This is a genomic window from Streptomyces sp. NPDC017676, assembly GCF_044329325.1.
Lineage (GTDB): Bacteria > Actinomycetota > Actinomycetes > Streptomycetales > Streptomycetaceae > Streptomyces.
In genome coordinates, this window is sequence record NZ_JBIRJA010000006.1 from 130,429 (window position 1) to 147,158 (window position 16,730).

General features: G+C 72.7%; 10 protein-coding genes. 7 read left to right on the forward strand and 3 right to left on the reverse strand.

What is annotated here, in order from left to right; genetic code table 11:
* Positions 1–3: 3 nt before the first annotated feature.
* The gene (locus ACH4LD_RS15070) at positions 4–3,837 is read left to right on the forward strand and encodes a S8 family peptidase (protein ID WP_398055143.1); all 3,834 of its coding nucleotides are present in this window, start codon (positions 4–6) and stop codon (positions 3,835–3,837) included.
* Between the two features lie 169 nt (positions 3,838–4,006).
* On the opposite strand, the gene ACH4LD_RS15075 is transcribed toward ACH4LD_RS15070, so the two are convergent.
* Complete coding sequence (locus ACH4LD_RS15075; protein ID WP_398055144.1) at positions 4,007–5,011, reverse strand: helix-turn-helix domain-containing protein; 1,005 nt, start codon at positions 5,009–5,011, stop codon at positions 4,007–4,009.
* Between the two features lie 565 nt (positions 5,012–5,576).
* On the opposite strand from ACH4LD_RS15075, the gene ACH4LD_RS15080 reads away from it, so the two are divergent.
* Entirely contained in the window at positions 5,577–9,665 is a 4,089-nt protein-coding gene (locus ACH4LD_RS15080) for a discoidin domain-containing protein (RefSeq protein WP_398055145.1), read from the forward strand.
* Between the two features lie 107 nt (positions 9,666–9,772).
* Here the strand turns inward: ACH4LD_RS15080 and ACH4LD_RS15085 are convergent, their stop codons facing one another.
* Positions 9,773–10,996 (reverse strand): MFS transporter, encoded by a 1,224-nt coding sequence (locus tag ACH4LD_RS15085; RefSeq protein ID WP_398055146.1) that lies wholly within the window; start codon positions 10,994–10,996, stop codon positions 9,773–9,775.
* A gap of 245 nt (positions 10,997–11,241) precedes the next feature.
* On the opposite strand from ACH4LD_RS15085, the gene ACH4LD_RS15090 reads away from it, so the two are divergent.
* Positions 11,242–12,102, forward strand: a complete 861-nt coding sequence (locus ACH4LD_RS15090; RefSeq protein WP_398055147.1) for an NAD-dependent epimerase/dehydratase family protein — start codon at positions 11,242–11,244, stop codon at positions 12,100–12,102.
* A 191-nt stretch (positions 12,103–12,293) separates the two neighbouring features.
* The gene (locus ACH4LD_RS15095) at positions 12,294–13,190 is read left to right on the forward strand and encodes a LysR family transcriptional regulator (RefSeq protein WP_398055148.1); all 897 of its coding nucleotides are present in this window, start codon (positions 12,294–12,296) and stop codon (positions 13,188–13,190) included.
* Positions 13,191–13,372: 182 nt separating this feature from the next.
* Here the strand turns inward: ACH4LD_RS15095 and ACH4LD_RS15100 are convergent, their stop codons facing one another.
* Positions 13,373–14,185: a LysR family transcriptional regulator gene (locus ACH4LD_RS15100; protein WP_398055149.1), complete on the reverse strand. Its 813-nt coding sequence runs from the start codon at positions 14,183–14,185 to the stop codon at positions 13,373–13,375.
* A gap of 163 nt (positions 14,186–14,348) precedes the next feature.
* On the opposite strand from ACH4LD_RS15100, the gene ACH4LD_RS15105 reads away from it, so the two are divergent.
* From ACH4LD_RS15105 to ACH4LD_RS15115, 3 genes are all read left to right on the forward strand, one after another.
* Complete coding sequence (locus ACH4LD_RS15105) at positions 14,349–14,822, forward strand: nuclear transport factor 2 family protein (RefSeq protein WP_398055150.1); 474 nt, start codon at positions 14,349–14,351, stop codon at positions 14,820–14,822.
* A complete protein-coding gene (locus tag ACH4LD_RS15110) occupies positions 14,819–15,751 on the forward strand; it encodes an NADP-dependent oxidoreductase (RefSeq protein WP_398055151.1) in 933 nt (310 codons plus the stop codon). The genes ACH4LD_RS15105 and ACH4LD_RS15110 overlap by 4 nt, the downstream gene beginning before the upstream one ends.
* Before the next feature lie 134 nt (positions 15,752–15,885).
* The gene (locus ACH4LD_RS15115) at positions 15,886–16,455 is read left to right on the forward strand and encodes a TetR family transcriptional regulator (RefSeq protein ID WP_398055152.1); all 570 of its coding nucleotides are present in this window, start codon (positions 15,886–15,888) and stop codon (positions 16,453–16,455) included.
* Positions 16,456–16,730 lie beyond the last annotated feature (275 nt).

Here is a 16,730-nt window from a genome sequence, read left to right on the forward strand (position 1 = left end):
CTGATGGCAAAGTTCCGCCTCATGGCGGCGATATCAACAGGATTGATACTGCTTGCTGGAGTCGTACCCACCACCGCCATGGCGCGGACGGCCACCAGCGGTACCGGCACCCGTCCCGCGGCCGGGCCGGGGGCACGCTCCACGACCGTACGGCTGATCACCGGGGACCAGGTGACCGTGACGTCGCTGCCCGGCGGACGGCGCACCGCGTCGGTGCGGCCCGGGCCCGGTCGCGAGCACATCCCCTTCGAGACGTTCGAAGAGGACGACAAGTCGCTGACCGTGCTCCCGTGGGACGCCGAGGACCTGGTGTCCGCGGGCACACTGGACCGCCGGCTGTTCGACGTCACCGCCCTGATCTCCCAGGGCTACGACGAGGCACACGGCTCCGCGCTTCCGCTGATCGTCTCCTCCGAGCCGTCCCGGGAGGGGGCGGCCAGGGTCACCGCCGAGGCGGCACGGGCCGCGGCGGCCACCGCCGACCGGCTCGTGGCGCTCAACACCCCCGGGGTTCCCTCCCGGAACCTGCCGAGCATCAACGCGCGGTCGCTGCGGGTCGCCGACCGCCAACTGGGGAACTTCTGGAAGACGTTGAACCCCGGCGGCAAGGCCGGCGCCGCCCGCGCCGCACTGACCCCCCGGGTGTCGCTGGACGGCAGGGTGAAGGCCGTACTGGACCGCAGCACCGCGCAGATCAACGCCCCCACTGCCTGGAAGGCGGGTGACGAGGGGCAGGGCGTCAAGGTGGCCGTGCTCGACACGGGGGCCGACGCGAACCATCCCGACCTGGCGGGCCGGATCGCCAAGGCCGAGGACTTCTCCGGCAGTTCCAACACCGACGACCACTTCGGTCACGGCACGCACGTCGCCTCGATCGTCGGCGGCAGCGGCGCCGCGTCGGGCGGGACCCGTCGGGGCGTGGCACCCCGGGCCGACCTCCTCATCGGCAAGGTCCTGGGCGACGACGGCTACGGTACCGAGTCGGCCGTGATCGACGGCATGCAGTGGGCGACGCGCGAACACGCCAAGGTCGTCAACATGAGCCTGGGGTCGGGGTCTCCGTCCGACGGCACCGATCCGCTCAGCCAGGCGGTCGACTCCCTGACCGCCTCCAGCGGCACGCTCTTCGTCGTCGCGGCGGGCAACGAGGGGGAGACGGGTCCGTCCAGTGTCAGCTCCCCGGGTGCGGCCGACGCCGCGCTGACCGTGGGGGCCGTCGACCGTGACGACTCCCTCGCCCCGTTCTCCAGCCGCGGCCCGCGCCTGGGCGACGGCGCGGTCAAGCCCGACGTGACCGCCCCCGGGGTCGGCATCGTCGCCGCCCGCGCGTCCGGGACCACCCTGGGCGACCCGGTCGACGCCCACTACGTCGCCCTGTCGGGGACCTCCATGGCCACCCCGCACGTCGCCGGCGCCGCCGCGCTCCTGGCCCAGCGGCACCCGGACTGGGACGCCCAGCAGCTCAAGGACGCGCTGATCAGCACCGCGCACACCGTGCCCCACACCCAGGTGACCGAACAGGGCGGCGGCCGGATCGACGTGGCCACGGCCATGGGCCCCGTCAGGGCCAGCGGTTCCGTCTCCCTCGCCCCGCTGCGGACCGGCGGCCCGGGAGGGCGGCAGCGGTCGGCCACCGTTCGCTACACCAACTCCGGCGACCACCCGGTCACGCTCTCCCTGTCCCTCGCCCTGGCCACCGAGTCCGGGCGCGCGCTCCCGGACGGGGTGGTCGGCCTCGACTCCGACACCGTGCGGCTCGACCCCGGCGCCACGGCGGAGGTACCGCTGAACACCGACGCCCGGCACGCGGTCCGCGGCAACTACTACGGGTATCTCACCGCGAAGTCCGCGGACGGTGCCGTACTCACCCACACCACCGTCTCCCTCGCGGTCCACGCCCCGCAACACCGGCTGACCGTGCTCTACCGCGACCGCGACGGCAAGGTGATGCCGGACTGGCTGCCCACGATCTGGGGCCCCGACGGATTCGTGGACTACGCGGACCGGCAGGCCCACGTCGCCCTCGTGGAGGAGGGCACGTACTACGTCAGTTCGGCCTTCTACGACATGACGGATCACGGCGGCGAGGCGGGCACCGTCGTCGCCCCCGAGGTCAAGGTCACCGAGGACCGGACGGTGACGCTGAACGCCGCCGAGGCCACCCAGGTGCACATCCGCACACCACGCCCGGCCGAGCAGCACGGCGTCCTCAGCACCACCGTGTACCGCCGGATCGACGGGCACGGGCTGATCCAGGGAGCCATGTACTTCGACGACGTCACACGCCTCTACGTCAGCCCGACCTCCCGGGTGACCGACGGCGCCTTCGAGTTCTCCTCGCGCTGGCAGCTGGTGGCCCCGCAACTGCGGGCGAAGGTCTCGGGCGGCTCTCTGGAGTTCGTCCCGTTCTACGAGGCCGACTCCGCCGTCTTCCCGGACCGCGGCGCACGGCTGACCGCCGTGGACGCGGGCACGTCGTCGGCGCCCGACTTCCGCCGCGCACGCGGCAGACTCGCCGTCGTCCGCTACGACTTCTCCGTCACCGGGCCGGAACTCGCCCGGTCCGCCGCGAAGGCCGGCGCCAAGGCGCTGCTGATGGTGTGGCCCGAGGAGCAGGGCAGTGCCTGGACCCGGTGGCAGCCGACGGGTGACCGGACGGCGGTGCCCAGCATGCGAGCCGCCTGGAAGGACGGCACCGCCCTGCTGGAACGCGTCAGGAAGGGCACCACGACGGTGGCACTCTCCGGCACGGTGCGCAGCCCGTACCTGTACGACGTGGTGCAGGTGTCGAAGGACTTCGTCCCCAAGCAGGTCGTGCACACCGTCTCGGAGCGGGAGAGCGCCGTGGTGCGCAGCACGTACACCCGCACCGGTGCCTCGCTGTGGGCCAGCGAGCAGCGTTTCGGGTGGCGGCCGTACCAGGGGACCGCGTGGGACCAGTACAGCCGTTACGTCCCGGTGGGCCGGGAGCGCGTCGAGTACGTGACCGGCGGGGACACGCTGTGGAACCACGTCGTGCACCACAACGTGGTCGACGTCCCCGACCTGCCGTTGGCGGCCGGCATGCGGAACGCGCCGCGTACCTACCGTCCCGGTCAGCGCGCCACGGAGCGGTGGTTCGGAGCGCCGGTGCGCCCGTCCGTCCCCCGCGGCTGGACCATGCCGTCGGTCCGCAACGGCGACACCCTGAGCGTGTACGTCCCGGAGTTCACCGATTCCGGCGCCGGTCACTGGTCGTTCGCGGAGGCGGGTGGCTTCGGCGCCGGCCGGGCGACCGCCGCCGACGACGTCGCCTCGGCGGTGCTGTACCGCGACGGGAAGCAGACCGCGGTCTCCGACAACGGCGCGTGGGGCGGTTTCGAAGTGGCCCCGGGCAGTGCCCGGTTCCGGCTGGACCTGACGACCGCCCGTGTCTCGGACGACTGGCGCCTCGGCGTGCGCACGCGCACCTCGTGGACGTTCCGCTCGGACACCACGGCCGAGTCCACCCCGCTGCCGCTGCTCCAGCTGGACTACGCCGTACCGGTCGACGCGCAGGGCGCCGTGAGCCGGGCGCGCACACATCGCCTGGGCTTCACCGTCCGCATGCAGGACGGCATGGCCGCCCCGCGCGGCGTGCGTCTGAAGGCCGAGGCGTCGTACGACGGCGGGAAGACCTGGACCACGGCGCGCACCGCGCGGCACGGCGACGGCCGGCAGTTCACGGCCACCGTGGAACGGCCGTCGAAGGTGCGTGGTGACGCGTATGTGACGCTCCGCGTGACCGCCACGGACTCCGCGGGTGACAGCGTGCGCCAGACCGTGGAGCGGGCGTACCTCCACCGCGGTACGGCGTGACGCGCGGACGGCGCTGACGCACGCGCGGACACTCGGTACGGCGGGTGCCGGGCTCCTCGTGGGCCCGGCACCCGCCGCGTGTGTCAGAGGACGGGGCGGACCGCGGCAGCGGCCGGCACGCGCCTGCGCGCCGCGTGCCCGTGGTGCGGGCGGCGCCGGGCGGGCCCGTTCACAGCCAGCCGCGTCGCGACGCCTGCCAGGCGAGCTGCATACGGGTCACCGCGCCGGCGCGCTCCATCATCCCCTGGATGCGGCGCTGGACCGTCCGGCGGCTCAGCCCCATCTGCGAGGCGATCGCCTTGTCGGCGACTCCCGCCACGAGCAGCGACAACAGCTTGCGGTCGGTGGCCGAGAGCGAGTCGGCCGGACCGGCACCGTCGGCCCCCGCGAGCATGCCGGTGCCGTCGATGTCCAGGGGGACGGCGTCCTCCCAGTAGCAGTCGAACAGGGCGATGAGGGCCGCGAGCAGATTACTGTCCCTGACCAGCGCCGTGGTCGGTTCCTCCGGGCTGCCGTGCGGCCCGCCGGCCACGAGGGGGAAGACGGCGACGGAGCGGTCGGCGACGGCCAGACGCAGCGGCAGGTGCGGTACGGCACGCGCCACCTCACCGGCCCGGACACCCGCCACCACGTTCTCCAGGGCGCCCTCGTCGTCGAAGAACGCCTTCTCGTACAGCACTCGGTAGCGCACGCCCCGGGCCAGCGCCTCGAACTCCTCGGCGTTGGTGCCCGACGGCATGGCCACGTACTGGGCCTTGCAGAACCACAGCATCTCGTGGCGGGCGCTCGACTGGATCTGCCGGAGCTGCTGGCGCAGGGCCTCCGCCCCGGTGATCACCTCCAGCAACTGGCCGGCGTCATGCCTGCGCATCGTCTCCCGGTAGGACTCGATGAGACGTGCGGCCTCGACCCGGGCCAGGTCCAGCGCGTCGGCGCTGCGCTTCAGCCGGGGCAGCAGCGCCGCCTCCGGCGGAGCCGGACGGAACACGCGAGGTGTCCCGTCCGTGTGGGTGGCGAGGCCCTTGGAGACCAGTGAGCCCAGGATCCGCTCGGTCTGCGCGTCGGTCAGGCGGGCCCGCTGGGCGATGTCCTCCCCGGTGGCCCGGCCGGACGTCACGAGCACCTGGTAGAGGGACTCCTCCTCGGGCGAGACGCCAGCCGCCTCCAGCGCCACGGACGCCTCCCGGAATCTTGGAATCCAACGGTTGAAGAGCGTACTACGCCGGAGGTCGGCGCCGAGAAGCCGCCGGGCCGGCTGCCCGGCTCACCGGCAGCCGCCGCGGATGTGGCCGACGGCCCACCGCGGCCCACCGATCGCCTCCAGCACGGCGCAGATCACCATCGCGTCGACACTGATCACATCTGCAACCACCTGGTGGGTTCAAGGTGAGCAGCCACCCGCACCTCGCCGGGCCGGCCGACACGACACCCCGCGCCGCAGAAGCCCGCATGACACCATCTCGGCGCCGCAGGAGCCGCTCAAGCCTCCACGCCCCCCACAGCACCAGCCCGAGCCACCCGCACACGCACGGACCGACGACCGCGCAGTTCCCGCCATTCGCTATAGCCATGCGCCACCAGACCCGGCACCAGGCGAGGGAAGCGGCCGGACACCGAACCACGCATCAGGGGTTGACATGAGCCGCTGCGCGACCCAGCCTTTGGCAACGTTGTCATGCCTACTGCGGCAGCCCCGGAGAGGTCCGGACCGCGCCGCTTTTTGATGGGACATCACGCTCATGACAGATCAGTCGGATCCGTCGCGCCATCCGTCGCGACGGGCCATCGTCACCACGGGTACCACCCTGCTGGCCGGGTTCGGCCTCGGTTCCGTGCTTCCTGCGGCGACCGCCGTCGCCGCGCCCGACGGCGCGCCGGCGGGTTCCGCCGCCACCCCCGGTGAGCTGGCGCTCTACCGGCCGGTCTCGGTCTCCTCGACGGCCTACGCCGCCACCCCGGGCTCCTTCGTCGTCGACCGGCTCTCCTCCCCCGGCGTCAAAGGCAGCGGCTGGCGTGCCGAGGGCGGCGATCCGCAGTGGATAGCCGTCGACCTCCAGGCGGCCTGCGAGGTCACGCGGGTCCGCCTCACCTTCGAGGCCGACGCCTCCGACCCGGTGTACACGCCGCCCACCACCGGCAATGTGCACAGCGGCACCACGGGCGACGAGATCCAGTCGAGCTTCTCGCTGGTCTTCGTGGTCGAGACGTCCGTGGACCACGAGTCCTGGACCACGGTGTACAGCACCACGGCCGGAACCGGTGGCGTCGTGGACGTCCAGCTCCCCCGCCCGGTGTCGGCGCGCTGGGTGCGCATGACCTCGCGCAAGCGCTCCAGTCCGCTGCCCCTCGGCCTCAACGGCTTCGAGGTGTACGGCACCGCCAAGGGCCACCGCCCCTCGGCCACCGGTTGGACCGACTGGGGTACCCGGCACGACGAGGCACCGGCGCTCACGGTCGCGGACGACGGGACCGTGCCCGTGGAGTCGGGCTGGCGGCTCACCATGGACGACTGGGCCGGCACGGACGGAGCCGGACTGTCGAAGACGTCCGTCGACACCAGCGGCTGGCTGCCCGCGACCGTTCCCGGCACGGTGCTGGGCTCGCTCGTGGAGCAGGGCAAGCTGCCCGACCCGGTGGCGGGTCTGAACAACCTGCGCGTACCGGAGGCGTTGTCGCGCCACTCCTGGTGGTACAAGCGGGACTTCGCGCTGCCGCGCGGTCTGCGCACCGGCGCCGGCCGGCACGTCTGGCTGGAGTTCGACGGCGTCAACCACAAGGCCGATGTGTGGCTCAACGGCGAGCGGGTGGGCGACCTGACGTACCCGTTCGCCCGTGCCGCCTTCGACGTCACCCGGCAGCTCACCGAGAGCGGCGAGAACGCCCTCGCGGTGAAGATCACGCCGATGCCGGTCCCGGGCAGCCCAGGTGACAAGGGTCCGCTGGGCGAGTCCTGGGTGGACGCCGGCGCGCAGCAGATGAACCTCAACTCCCCGACGTACCTGGCGTCCTCGGGCTGGGACTGGATGCCGGCCGTGCGCGACCGCGCGGCGGGCATCTGGAACCACGTCCGGCTGAGGTCGACCGGTCACGTCGTCATCGGCGACCCGCGCGTGGACACCGTGCTGCCCGCGCTGCCGGACGTGTCGGTGGCCGAGCTGACCGTCGTGGTGCCGGTGCGCAACGCGGACACCGCCGACCACCAGACGACCGTCACCGCAGCCTTCGACGGGGTACGGGTGTCGAAGACGGTCACCGTGAAGGCCGGCGAGAGCCTGGACGTCGTCTTCGCGCCGGACGCCTTCGGCCAGTTGAGGGTGCGCGAGCCCAAGCTGTGGTGGCCGAACGGTCTGGGCGAGGCCCACCTGCACGACCTCACGCTCACCGCCTCGGTGGGCGGCCAGGAGAGCGACCGGCGCACCACCCGCTTCGGCATCCGCCAGTTCGGCTACGAGTACGACGTACCGCTCCAGTTCACCGCGTCCGGCGACGCGTACACGCAGACCGTGACCTTCGACCGGCAGCAGGCCCAGCACGTCCGCATCCGCTGTCTGACGCGGGCCACCTCGTGGGGCAGTTCCCTGTGGACCCTGTCCGTGCGGGACAGCACCCGGCCGGACACCGACCTCGCGCTGCACGCCCACGCCGAGGCGTCCAGCACCGATCAGGACGGCAACCGCGCTGCGAACGCCACCGACGGTGACTCCGGCACCCGCTGGTCCTCCGCCTACGAGGACGACCAGTGGATCAGCGTGGACCTCGGCTCCGCCCAGTCCTTCGACCGGGTCGACCTCACCTGGGAGCAGGCGTACGCGAAGACCTTCGTCGTCCAGGTCTCCTCGAACGGCTCGGACTGGACCGATGTGAAGTCGGTCGACAACGGGGCGGTGCCGCTGCCGTTCAACAACGGCAACGCCAGCCTCCAGGTCGAGGACTTCGACCGGCGCACCGCACGCTACGTCCGGCTCGACTGCGGTCTGCGCAACACCAGTTGGGGCAACTCGTTGTGGTCGCTGTCCGTCGTCGACCGCGGTGAACCCGGCACCGACCTCGCCCTGCACCAGAAGGCCACCGCCTCCACGGAGGAGTCCGACCACCCGGCGTCGAACGCCACCGACGGGAACCCGAACACCCGCTGGTCGTCCGCCTACGAGGACCACCAGTGGATCCAGGTGGACCTCGGCTCCCCGCGGGCGTTCGACCGCGTCGCCGTCGTCTGGGAGACCGCGTACCCGAAGACGTACACGATCCAGGTGTCCGACGACGGCGAGCACTGGACCGACGTCAAGTCCGTGTCCAACACACCGGACCCGCTGAAGATCAGTGTCAACGGCGTGCGCGTGCTGGCTCGCGGCGGCAACTGGGGCTGGGACGAACTGCTGCGCCGGATGCCGGCGGAGCGCATGGACGCGGCGGTGCGGATGCACCGGGACATGAACTTCACCATGATCCGCAACTGGGTGGGCAGCAGCGACAGGGAGGAGTTCTTCGCCGCCTGCGACCGGCACGGCATCCTGGTGTGGAACGACTTCCCCAACGCGTGGGGCATGGACCCACCGGATCACGACGCCTTCAACGCGATCGCGCGGGACACCGTGCTGCGGTACCGCATCCACCCGTCCGTGGTGGTCTGGTGCGGCGCCAACGAGGGCAACCCCCCGGCCGCCATCGACAAGGGGATGCGCGAGGCGGTGGAGCGGCAGGTGCCCGGCGTGCTCTACCAGAACAACTCGGCGGGCGGCATCATCACGGGCGGCGGCCCCTACGGCTGGGTGGAACCGGAGAAGTACTTCGACCCGATGACGTACGGCAGCCGTGACTTCGGCTTCCACACCGAGATCGGCATGCCCGTCGTCTCCACCGCGGCGAGCACCCGCAGCATGACGGGCGACGAGCCCGAGTGGCCCATCCGGGGTGCGTGGTACTACCACGACTGGAGCGAGCACGGGAACCAGGCGCCGCAGAACTACAAGGCCGCCATCGAGGCCCGCCTGGGCGAGTCCGGCGACCTGGACGACTTCGCCCGCAAGGCGCAGTTCGTCAACTACGAGAACACCCGCGCCATGTTCGAGGCGTGGAACGCCAACCTGTGGGACAACGCCTCCGGTCTGATGCTGTGGATGTCCCACCCCGCCTGGCACAGCACGGTCTGGCAGACGTACGACTACGACTTCGACGTCAACGGCACCTACTACGGCGCCCGTTCGGCCTGCGAACCGCTGCATGTGCAGGCCGATCCGGTGAAGTGGCGGGTCATCGCGGTGAACCACACGTCGGCGGACCTGCGGGGCGCCACCGTCACCGCCCGGCTGTACGACCTGTCCGGCCGGCAGCTCGGCAGCGGCAGGACCGCCCGGGTGGACGTGGAGCGGGCGGCCACCGCCGAGGCGTTCACGGCCGCGTGGACGGACGGCCTTCCGGACCTGCACCTGCTGCGGCTGACGCTGGAGGACTCCCGGGGCCGGGAGCTGTCGCGGAACACCTACTGGCGCTACCGCGAGGCCGCCGCGCTGCGAGGGCTGAACAAGGCGAAGCAGGTGAGGCTCACCGGTGCGATCACCCGGTGGTCGCGCTCCGGTGACCGCCAGGAGCTGACGGCGGTGATCCGCAACCAGGGCTCGGCGGTGGCCGCCATGGTCCGGCTGTCGCTGCTGGAGGACGCACACGGCCGCCGGGTGCTGCCGACGCTGTACAGCGACAACTACCTGTGGCTGCTGCCCGGCGAGTCCCGGACCGTCCGGCTGTCCTGGCCGAAGGGGGCGGGCTCGGCACGCCGCCCGGTGCTGACGGCGGAGGCGTACAACAGCCCGGTCGCGACGCTGCGCGGCTGAGCCGCTCCGCGCACCGCTCCGCCGCCCGGACCCGGCGCTCGCCGGGTCCGGGCGGCGGCCAGGCTCGGAGGCCCTGTCGTTGCCTTCTCTCGGCCTCGGTTGCCGGTCTACTGCTGCTGCGCGCGTCGGGCGGAGGTGCCGGCCCACAGCACGGTCGCGAGCGCGGTGATGCCGAGGCCGGTCAGGCAGATGCCGGCCCAGCCGGCCCTCGGCCATACGGAGGACGCCAGGGCGGAGCCGAGGGCACCGCCCAGGAAGTAGAACGTCATGTAGATGCTGTTGACCCGGTTGCGGGCCGCCGCGTCGACGTCGTAGATGACACGCTGGTTGAGCACGTGCAGCGCCTGGACGCCGACGTCGAGGACCAGCACGCCCACGATGATGCCGCCCAGCGTGTCGCCCGCGGCCAGGAGCACGGCGTAGGCGAGGCCGATGAGCGCGAGCGCGGCCACGGTGGGCACGGGGTGGGTGTGCCGCTGGACGCGGCCGGTGAGACGGGCGGCCGTCGCACCGGCGGCGCCGAGCAGCCCGAACAGGCCGATGACGGCGGGTGAGTAGCCGAACGGGGCCTGGCTGAGCCGCAGGGCGGCGGTGGACCAGAAGACGCTGAACGCGGCGAAGCCCAGGGCGCCGTAGGCGGAGCGGACGCGGACGGCGGCTTCGGTTCGGTAGATGCGGACGGTGGAGCGCAGTACCTCGCCATAGCCGACGGGCCGGCCCGGGACGATGTCGATGCCGTGCAGAGCGCGGCGCAGCACCACGTTGACGGCGATCATCAGCACCGCGGCCCCGAGGAACAGCGGGCGCCAGCCGACGAGTTCGGTCACGATGCCCGCGACGGTCCGCGCGAGGAGCATGCCGGTGAGCAGGCCACTGATGACGGTGGCCACGGTGCGTCCGCGCTGCGTGTCGTCGGCGAGGTGGGCCGCCACGGGCACGAGCACCTGGGCGGCGACATTCGCGAGACCGAGCACGGCGAAGGCGACGAGGGCGACGGCCAGTCGGGGCGCCAGGCCCACCGCGGCGAGCGCGGCGGTGTCGAGCAGCAGCAGAACGCTCATCAGGGACCGGCGCCTGACGATGTCGGCCAGCGGGAGCACACACACCAGGCCGAATGCGAAGCCGAGTTGGGTGACGGTGACGACGACACCGGCGGCGCCGGTGGAGGTGCCCAGGGAACGCGCGATCACGGCGAGCAGCGGCTGGGCGTAGTACACGTTCGCGGCGATCGCACCGGTGGCCACGGCGAGGAGCAGTGTCAGGGTGCGCGATATGCCGGGGTGCGCGGGAGCCGCCGGGGTGGCGGGCCGCGCCGCGGCGGTCTGGGACATGGGACATCTCCTTCGGGCGTGGCGTTGGTCCGCGTCCCACGCTCCGGGCGGGGCGCCCACGGTGTCCAAGACCTCTTTCGGCGTCCGTGATGCCTGACGGGCATCAGTCGCCGACGGCCGCGGCGCTGATGTCCTTCGGGTATCACAGGCGGCGGAAGAGGTCTTGGACGAGGGTCCGTCCCCGAGCGCAGGCTGGTCAGCGAAGTCAGCGAACTCCCCGAGCTACGGAGACAGGAGCCATCACCATGAAGATCTTCCTCACCGGTGGATCCGGATACATCGGCAAGGCCACGATCAGTGCGCTGATCCGCCACGGACACACCGTCGAGGCGCTGGCCCGCAACGACCGCGCCGCCGAGACGGTCGCCTCCCTCGGGGCGACGCCGGTGCGCGGCGGGCTGGGGGATCTCGGTGTGCTGAACGCGGCGGCGGCCCGCGCGGAGGCGGTCGTCCACCTGGCGCAGGCCGAGTCCGGGGACGAGGACCTCGCGGCGGCCACCGCCATGCAGGACGGCATCGGCACCGGCACCTACGTGCACACCGGCGGCACCTGGGTCTACGGCGACACGGACGGGGTCGTGGACGAGACCGCCCCCTGGAACCCGCCGGCGCTGGTCGCCTGGCGCAAGCCGGTGGAGTACGCCGTTCTGCGGCGCGCGCAGCAGGGTGGCCGTCCCGTCGTGGTGCAGCCCGGCCTGCTGTACGGCGGTGAGAACCGCCTGATCGACTTCTTCTACGCCGTCCCGGGCAAGGAGGCGGGAGCCGTTCCGTACATCGGCGACGGTGCGAACCGCTGGGCGCTGGTGCACATCGACGACATCGCGGAGCTGTACGTCGCCGCCCTGAAGGCGAAGCCCGGTTCGGTGTACGTCGGCGTGGGCGGTGTGAACCCCACCGCCAAGGAGTGCGCGCTGGCCGTCGCCCGCTCGCTCGGCCTCGACGGCAAGGTCGCCTCCATCACGCTGAAGCAGGCCCGTGAGCAGATGGGGCCGGTCGCGGACGCCTTCGCCCTGGACCAGCAGCTCACCCCGGCACGCGCCGAGGCCGAGCTGGGGTGGACCCCCGCGCACACCGACCCGCTGGCCGTCCTCGCCGGCGAGAAGTGACCCGGACCGGGGACGAGGCGGCACCTTCTGCGAAGGCGGCGGGCATCGTCCGTGACGGCTCGCCGTAGCCGGGGCGGGTAGATTCGTGCACAACTGCCTCGGTCGTCCCACGGGGCGATCGAGGAGTCGTTCCAGGAGAGCCGACCGCCCGGCCGGGCCGTCGCCTCGGAGAGAGTGAGCGGTGAGTCCGGGTGGATCTTGACCTGCGGAAGCTCCGGTATTTCGTGGCCGTGGCCGAGGAGCTCCACTTCGGGCGTGCGGCCGAGCGGCTGCACATCGCGCAGCCGGTGCTGTCCCGGCAGATCCGGAGCCTGGAGGACGACCTGGGCGTCGAGGTCTTCGCACGGGACCGGCGCGGCACGCTGCTCACGCCGGCCGGGGAGCAGTTGCTGGAGGACGCCGTCCCGCTGCTCGCCTCGGCCGAGGCGCTGCTGCGGCGGGCGAAGACGGCGGCGCGGGGCACCCCCACGCTGACCGTCGGGTTCATGCCCGGCATCACGGTCACCCCGGCCACGGCTGTCTTCTCCGCCCGCCGCCCCGACGTCAACGTGCGTCTGCTGCGCACCAGTTGGGACAACCAGGTGGAGGTGCTGCAGGACGGCCGGGCGGACATCGGCGTCGTGCGGCTGCCCATCGACCAGCGGGGCCTTCAGGTCCGGCCGCTCTTCAGGGAGCCCCGGGTCGTGATGGTGCCGGCCGGACACCGTCTGGCGGACAGGGCGTCGGTGACCGTCGGCGACCTCGCCGCCGAGCACCTGCTCCAGGACCCGGACGCCGTACCCGAATGGCGTGACGTGGCACTGGAGTTGCGGGAGCGGCGGCGCCCCGAGGTGCCAGTGATCCATCAGGTGGAGGAGAAGCTGGAGCTGGTGGCCTCCGGTGCGGGCATCTGTGTGCTCCCGTTGTCCACCGCCAGCTTCTACACCCGCCCGGACGTGATCCCGCTGCCCGTGGAGGACATCGGCCCCAACGAGGTGGCCCTGGCATGGGCGGCGTCCCGGCGCTCGCCCCTCATCCACGACTTCGCCGAGGCCGCGGCGGAGACCCTCGGCCGGACCCGGCCCGAGGAGCAGCCGCCTCAGCGCTGAGGACCGCACGAGCCTGAGCACCACACGAGCCTGAGCCCCGCACAAGGCTGAGAGCCGCACGAGAGAGCCCTCCTTGTGGGACTGATCCGCCCCGCCTGGCCTCGGATGCCGGTAGACCGGGTGCGGGGCGCTGACGCACCCCCGGCGCGTCCGCGCGGCACTTGCGCCGTACGCCCTACGCCCTACGCCGGCACCGAGCGCACCGGCGACAGCCCTGCCGCCAGACTGTCCGCCAGGCTCAGCAGGCCGGGACCGGCCGTCGTCGGGGACCAGCAGAAGGCGAGCGTGGTGGGCGGCAGGTCGGTGACCGGCACGGCGGCCACCGCGCTCGGCATGCGGTCCACCACCGCCGAGCCGACCACGGTGACCAGGCGCCCCAGCGCGACGCGGTCCATGATCTCGTCGAGCCCCACCTCGGGGCAGTGTGAGCGGTAGCCCGGCTCGCCCTGGACGTCGGCGAGGGTGACGGCGGCGCGGCCGGCCAGCGCGTGGTCGGCGCGCAGCAGCGCGACCGGCTCCTCCTCCCCCACGTCGACGCTCCGCAGCCCGGCCAGGTCGTCGCTGCCGACACAGAGCAGGGCGGCATCCGCGGCTCCGTCACGCACCGCGCCCGCCGGGTCGTGTGTGAAGACCAGCTCGGGTTCGGGTCCGGGGTGGCGGCGCAGCACCTGCGCGAGCAGGCCGCTGCCGGTTCCGGGGCGCACGGCGATGACGACGCGGGGCGCGCCGGCGGACCGCTGGGTGCGCCGGACCGCCACCTCCAGCCGGCGCAGCAGACTCCGGCACTCGTCACGGAAGGTGCGGCCCGCGTCCGTCAGCTCCACCTTCCGGCTCGTGCGGTCCAGGAGGCGGACGCCCATGCGCCGCTCCAGCCGGGCGATGGCGCGGGAGAGCACCGGCTGGGTGATGCCCAGGTCCTCGGCCGCGCGGCCGAAGTGGAGCCGGTCGGCCACGGCCGCGAAGTACACCAGTTCCCGGGTCTCCAGTCGATCCATGCTTTCAGGGTATCGCCCCATGTCGCATCGGTCATGGCTCCCGGCCCCACCCTCTGGTCGACTGAGTGGCGGGGCACGGTCCGAGCGGCCGCCCCTCCCGGATTCCGACCCGTTGCGGTGCCCGCGGCACCGCGACCACGCACCACACGAGGAGAGCCGAATCATGAGCGAGGAGCGCGAAGTGCAGGAGGTGCTCGCCCGCTACGTCCGCGCCACGGACGCGCGCGACGGCAAGGCCCAGGGCGCACTCTTCACGCACGACGCGATCGTGCGGATCCACACCAGGACCGGCCCGGACAGCCACGAGCCGTTCGGGGAGCCGCTGATCGGCGGTGCGGCGGTGGAGTACGCGGTCACGCACTTCATGGAACCCCACCCGGAGGGCGGCTTCAGCCACCACACCACCTCGGACCACATCATCGAGGTCGACGGTGACCGGGCCCACCTGAACGCGCAGTTCATCGTGTTCCGGGTGCGGACCGGACGCCGTCCGGAGGACACCTCCGGCGCTCGGGCCACCGTGGAGCCGTACGAGTCGGGTTACTACGACACCCACCTGCGCCGCGTCGACGGTGAGTGGAAGATCGTACGCCACGACGTCCTGCTGGACATGCCGATGACGGTTGCGGGGGTGTGACCGTGAAGGCCGTGGTCTACCGCGGTTACGGCGGCCCCGAGGTACTGGAACTCGCGGAGCTTCCGCGGCCCAGGACACACGTCGACTCCGTGCTGGTCCAGGTACGGGCGGCGGCGCTCAACCCGGCCGACCTGGCACTGCAGCGCGGTCTGCTCGACAGTGCGCTCGACACCTACTTCCCCGTCATCCCCGGCTGGGACGTCTCCGGGGTGGTGGAGCACGCGGGGCCCGCCGCCGCCGAGTTCTCCCCCGGTGACGAGGTCATCGGGTACCTCCGCGGCGACGTGCAGCGCGCGCACGGCGGCCTGGCTGAGCTGGTCTCGGCCGATGTCCGCACGCTGGTGCACAAGCCCCGCACCATGGGCTTCGCCGAGGCCGCCGGGCTGCCCCTCGCGGGCCTGACCGCCTACCGGGCGGTGGTGCGTGCCCTGCGCGTCCGGCCGGGTGAGACGCTGCTCGTGCACGGCGCGGCCGGCGGTGTCGGCTCGCTCGCCGCCCAGATCGGCCGGGCGCGCGGCGCCCGGGTCGTCGGGACGGCCTCGGCACGTGACCACGACTACCTGCGTTCCCTCGGCGTCCTCCCGGTCGCCTACGGGGAGGGGGTCGCCCAGCGCGTCCTCGGCCTGGTGCCCGCCGGCGCGGACGCCGTCCTGGACACGGTCGGGGGCGGCACGCTGGTGTCGGCCGCGGGCGCCGTCCGGCCGGGTGGCCGTGTCGCCTCTGTCGCGGAGACGGGGCTGCCGGGTGTCGTCCCGGTCTTCTGCCGGCTCGACGGAGACGATCTCAAGGCCGTGGCGGAGCTGGCCGACGCCGGCAGGCTGAGGGTGCGGGTGGGCGCCACGTTCCCTCTGCAACGCGCCGCCGAGGCCCAGCGGGTACTGGCGGCGGGCGGCACCCGCGGCAAGGTCGTCGTGACCGTGGGGGGCTGACCCTGCTCGCGGCCGGCCGTGGGGCAGTCCAGGGGCACCCTACGGCCGGCGCGGTCGGCGCCCGCTGCCCGGCCGGCCCGGACGCGGAATGACGGCCTTTTTCGATCCAGACGTTTGTCTTTTAGGCTGCCGCCATGGGCTATGACTCTTCCGCGACGCGTGCCCGGCTGCTGGAGGCCGCGCACGAGGAGTTCGTCGCACATGGACTCGCCGGGGCACGCGTCGAACGCATCGCCAAGAACGCGCCCGCCAACAAGCAGGCCATCTATGCCTACTTCGGGTCCAAGGACGCCCTCTTCGACGCGGTCCTGGAGGCCCGCGTCCGCATCCTGGCCGATGTCGTCCCCTTCACCCCGGACGACCTGGCGGCCTACGCCGGCGCTCTGTTCGACGCCTTCGTCGCCGACCCGGACCTGATCCGGCTCACCCAGTGGAAGTCGCTGGAGCGACCGGAGGCGTCGACGGCGGAGCTGGAGGCACATCTCAGCAAGGCCCAGGCCGTCGCCGACGCCCACGGCACCGACCTGGAAACCGGCATGGACGCCCTCATGATCGCCCTCGCCGCCGCCCAGGCGTGGCTCTTCACGCCGCCCGCCATCCGCAACCCCACCGACGACGACGAGGCGGCCCGGCTCAAGCGGCACCGCGCGGCCGTCGTCGCCTCGGTCGGGGCGCTGACCGAACGGCTGATGCCGGCCGGGTGACACGCCTCGGCCGGCCCGGGCCGCTCGGCGCGGGACGGGCAGGCCGGTCGTGCGGGTGCCGGTGCGCGTCGTCCGGCCGTCGGCGTTCTTCAGCCCGGTCCGAGCAGGTACGGCATGGCCGCGCCGACGATGAGCTGTGCCCGTGCGTACGGTGCCGGCCTCGGCGGCCGGCGGTCGGGACGCCGCACCAGCGCCTCCGTCGCCCCAGCGGTCGGCTGTGTGCCTGGTCCGCCGAGCCGGGACGGCCCAGGGCGGGGACGGCCACCGGGCCGTGG

Coding starts and splice junctions, on each gene's coding strand:
- ACH4LD_RS15070 (WP_398055143.1), top strand. CDS start 4: ATGGCAAAGTTCCGCCTCATGGCGGCGATATCAACAGGATTGATACTG.
- ACH4LD_RS15080 (WP_398055145.1), top strand. CDS start 5,577: ATGACAGATCAGTCGGATCCGTCGCGCCATCCGTCGCGACGGGCCATC.
- ACH4LD_RS15085 (WP_398055146.1), bottom strand. CDS start 10,996: ATGTCCCAGACCGCCGCGGCGCGGCCCGCCACCCCGGCGGCTCCCGCG.
- ACH4LD_RS15090 (WP_398055147.1), top strand. CDS start 11,242: ATGAAGATCTTCCTCACCGGTGGATCCGGATACATCGGCAAGGCCACG.
- ACH4LD_RS15100 (WP_398055149.1), bottom strand. CDS start 14,185: ATGGATCGACTGGAGACCCGGGAACTGGTGTACTTCGCGGCCGTGGCC.
- ACH4LD_RS15105 (WP_398055150.1), top strand. CDS start 14,349: ATGAGCGAGGAGCGCGAAGTGCAGGAGGTGCTCGCCCGCTACGTCCGC.
- ACH4LD_RS15115 (WP_398055152.1), top strand. CDS start 15,886: ATGGGCTATGACTCTTCCGCGACGCGTGCCCGGCTGCTGGAGGCCGCG.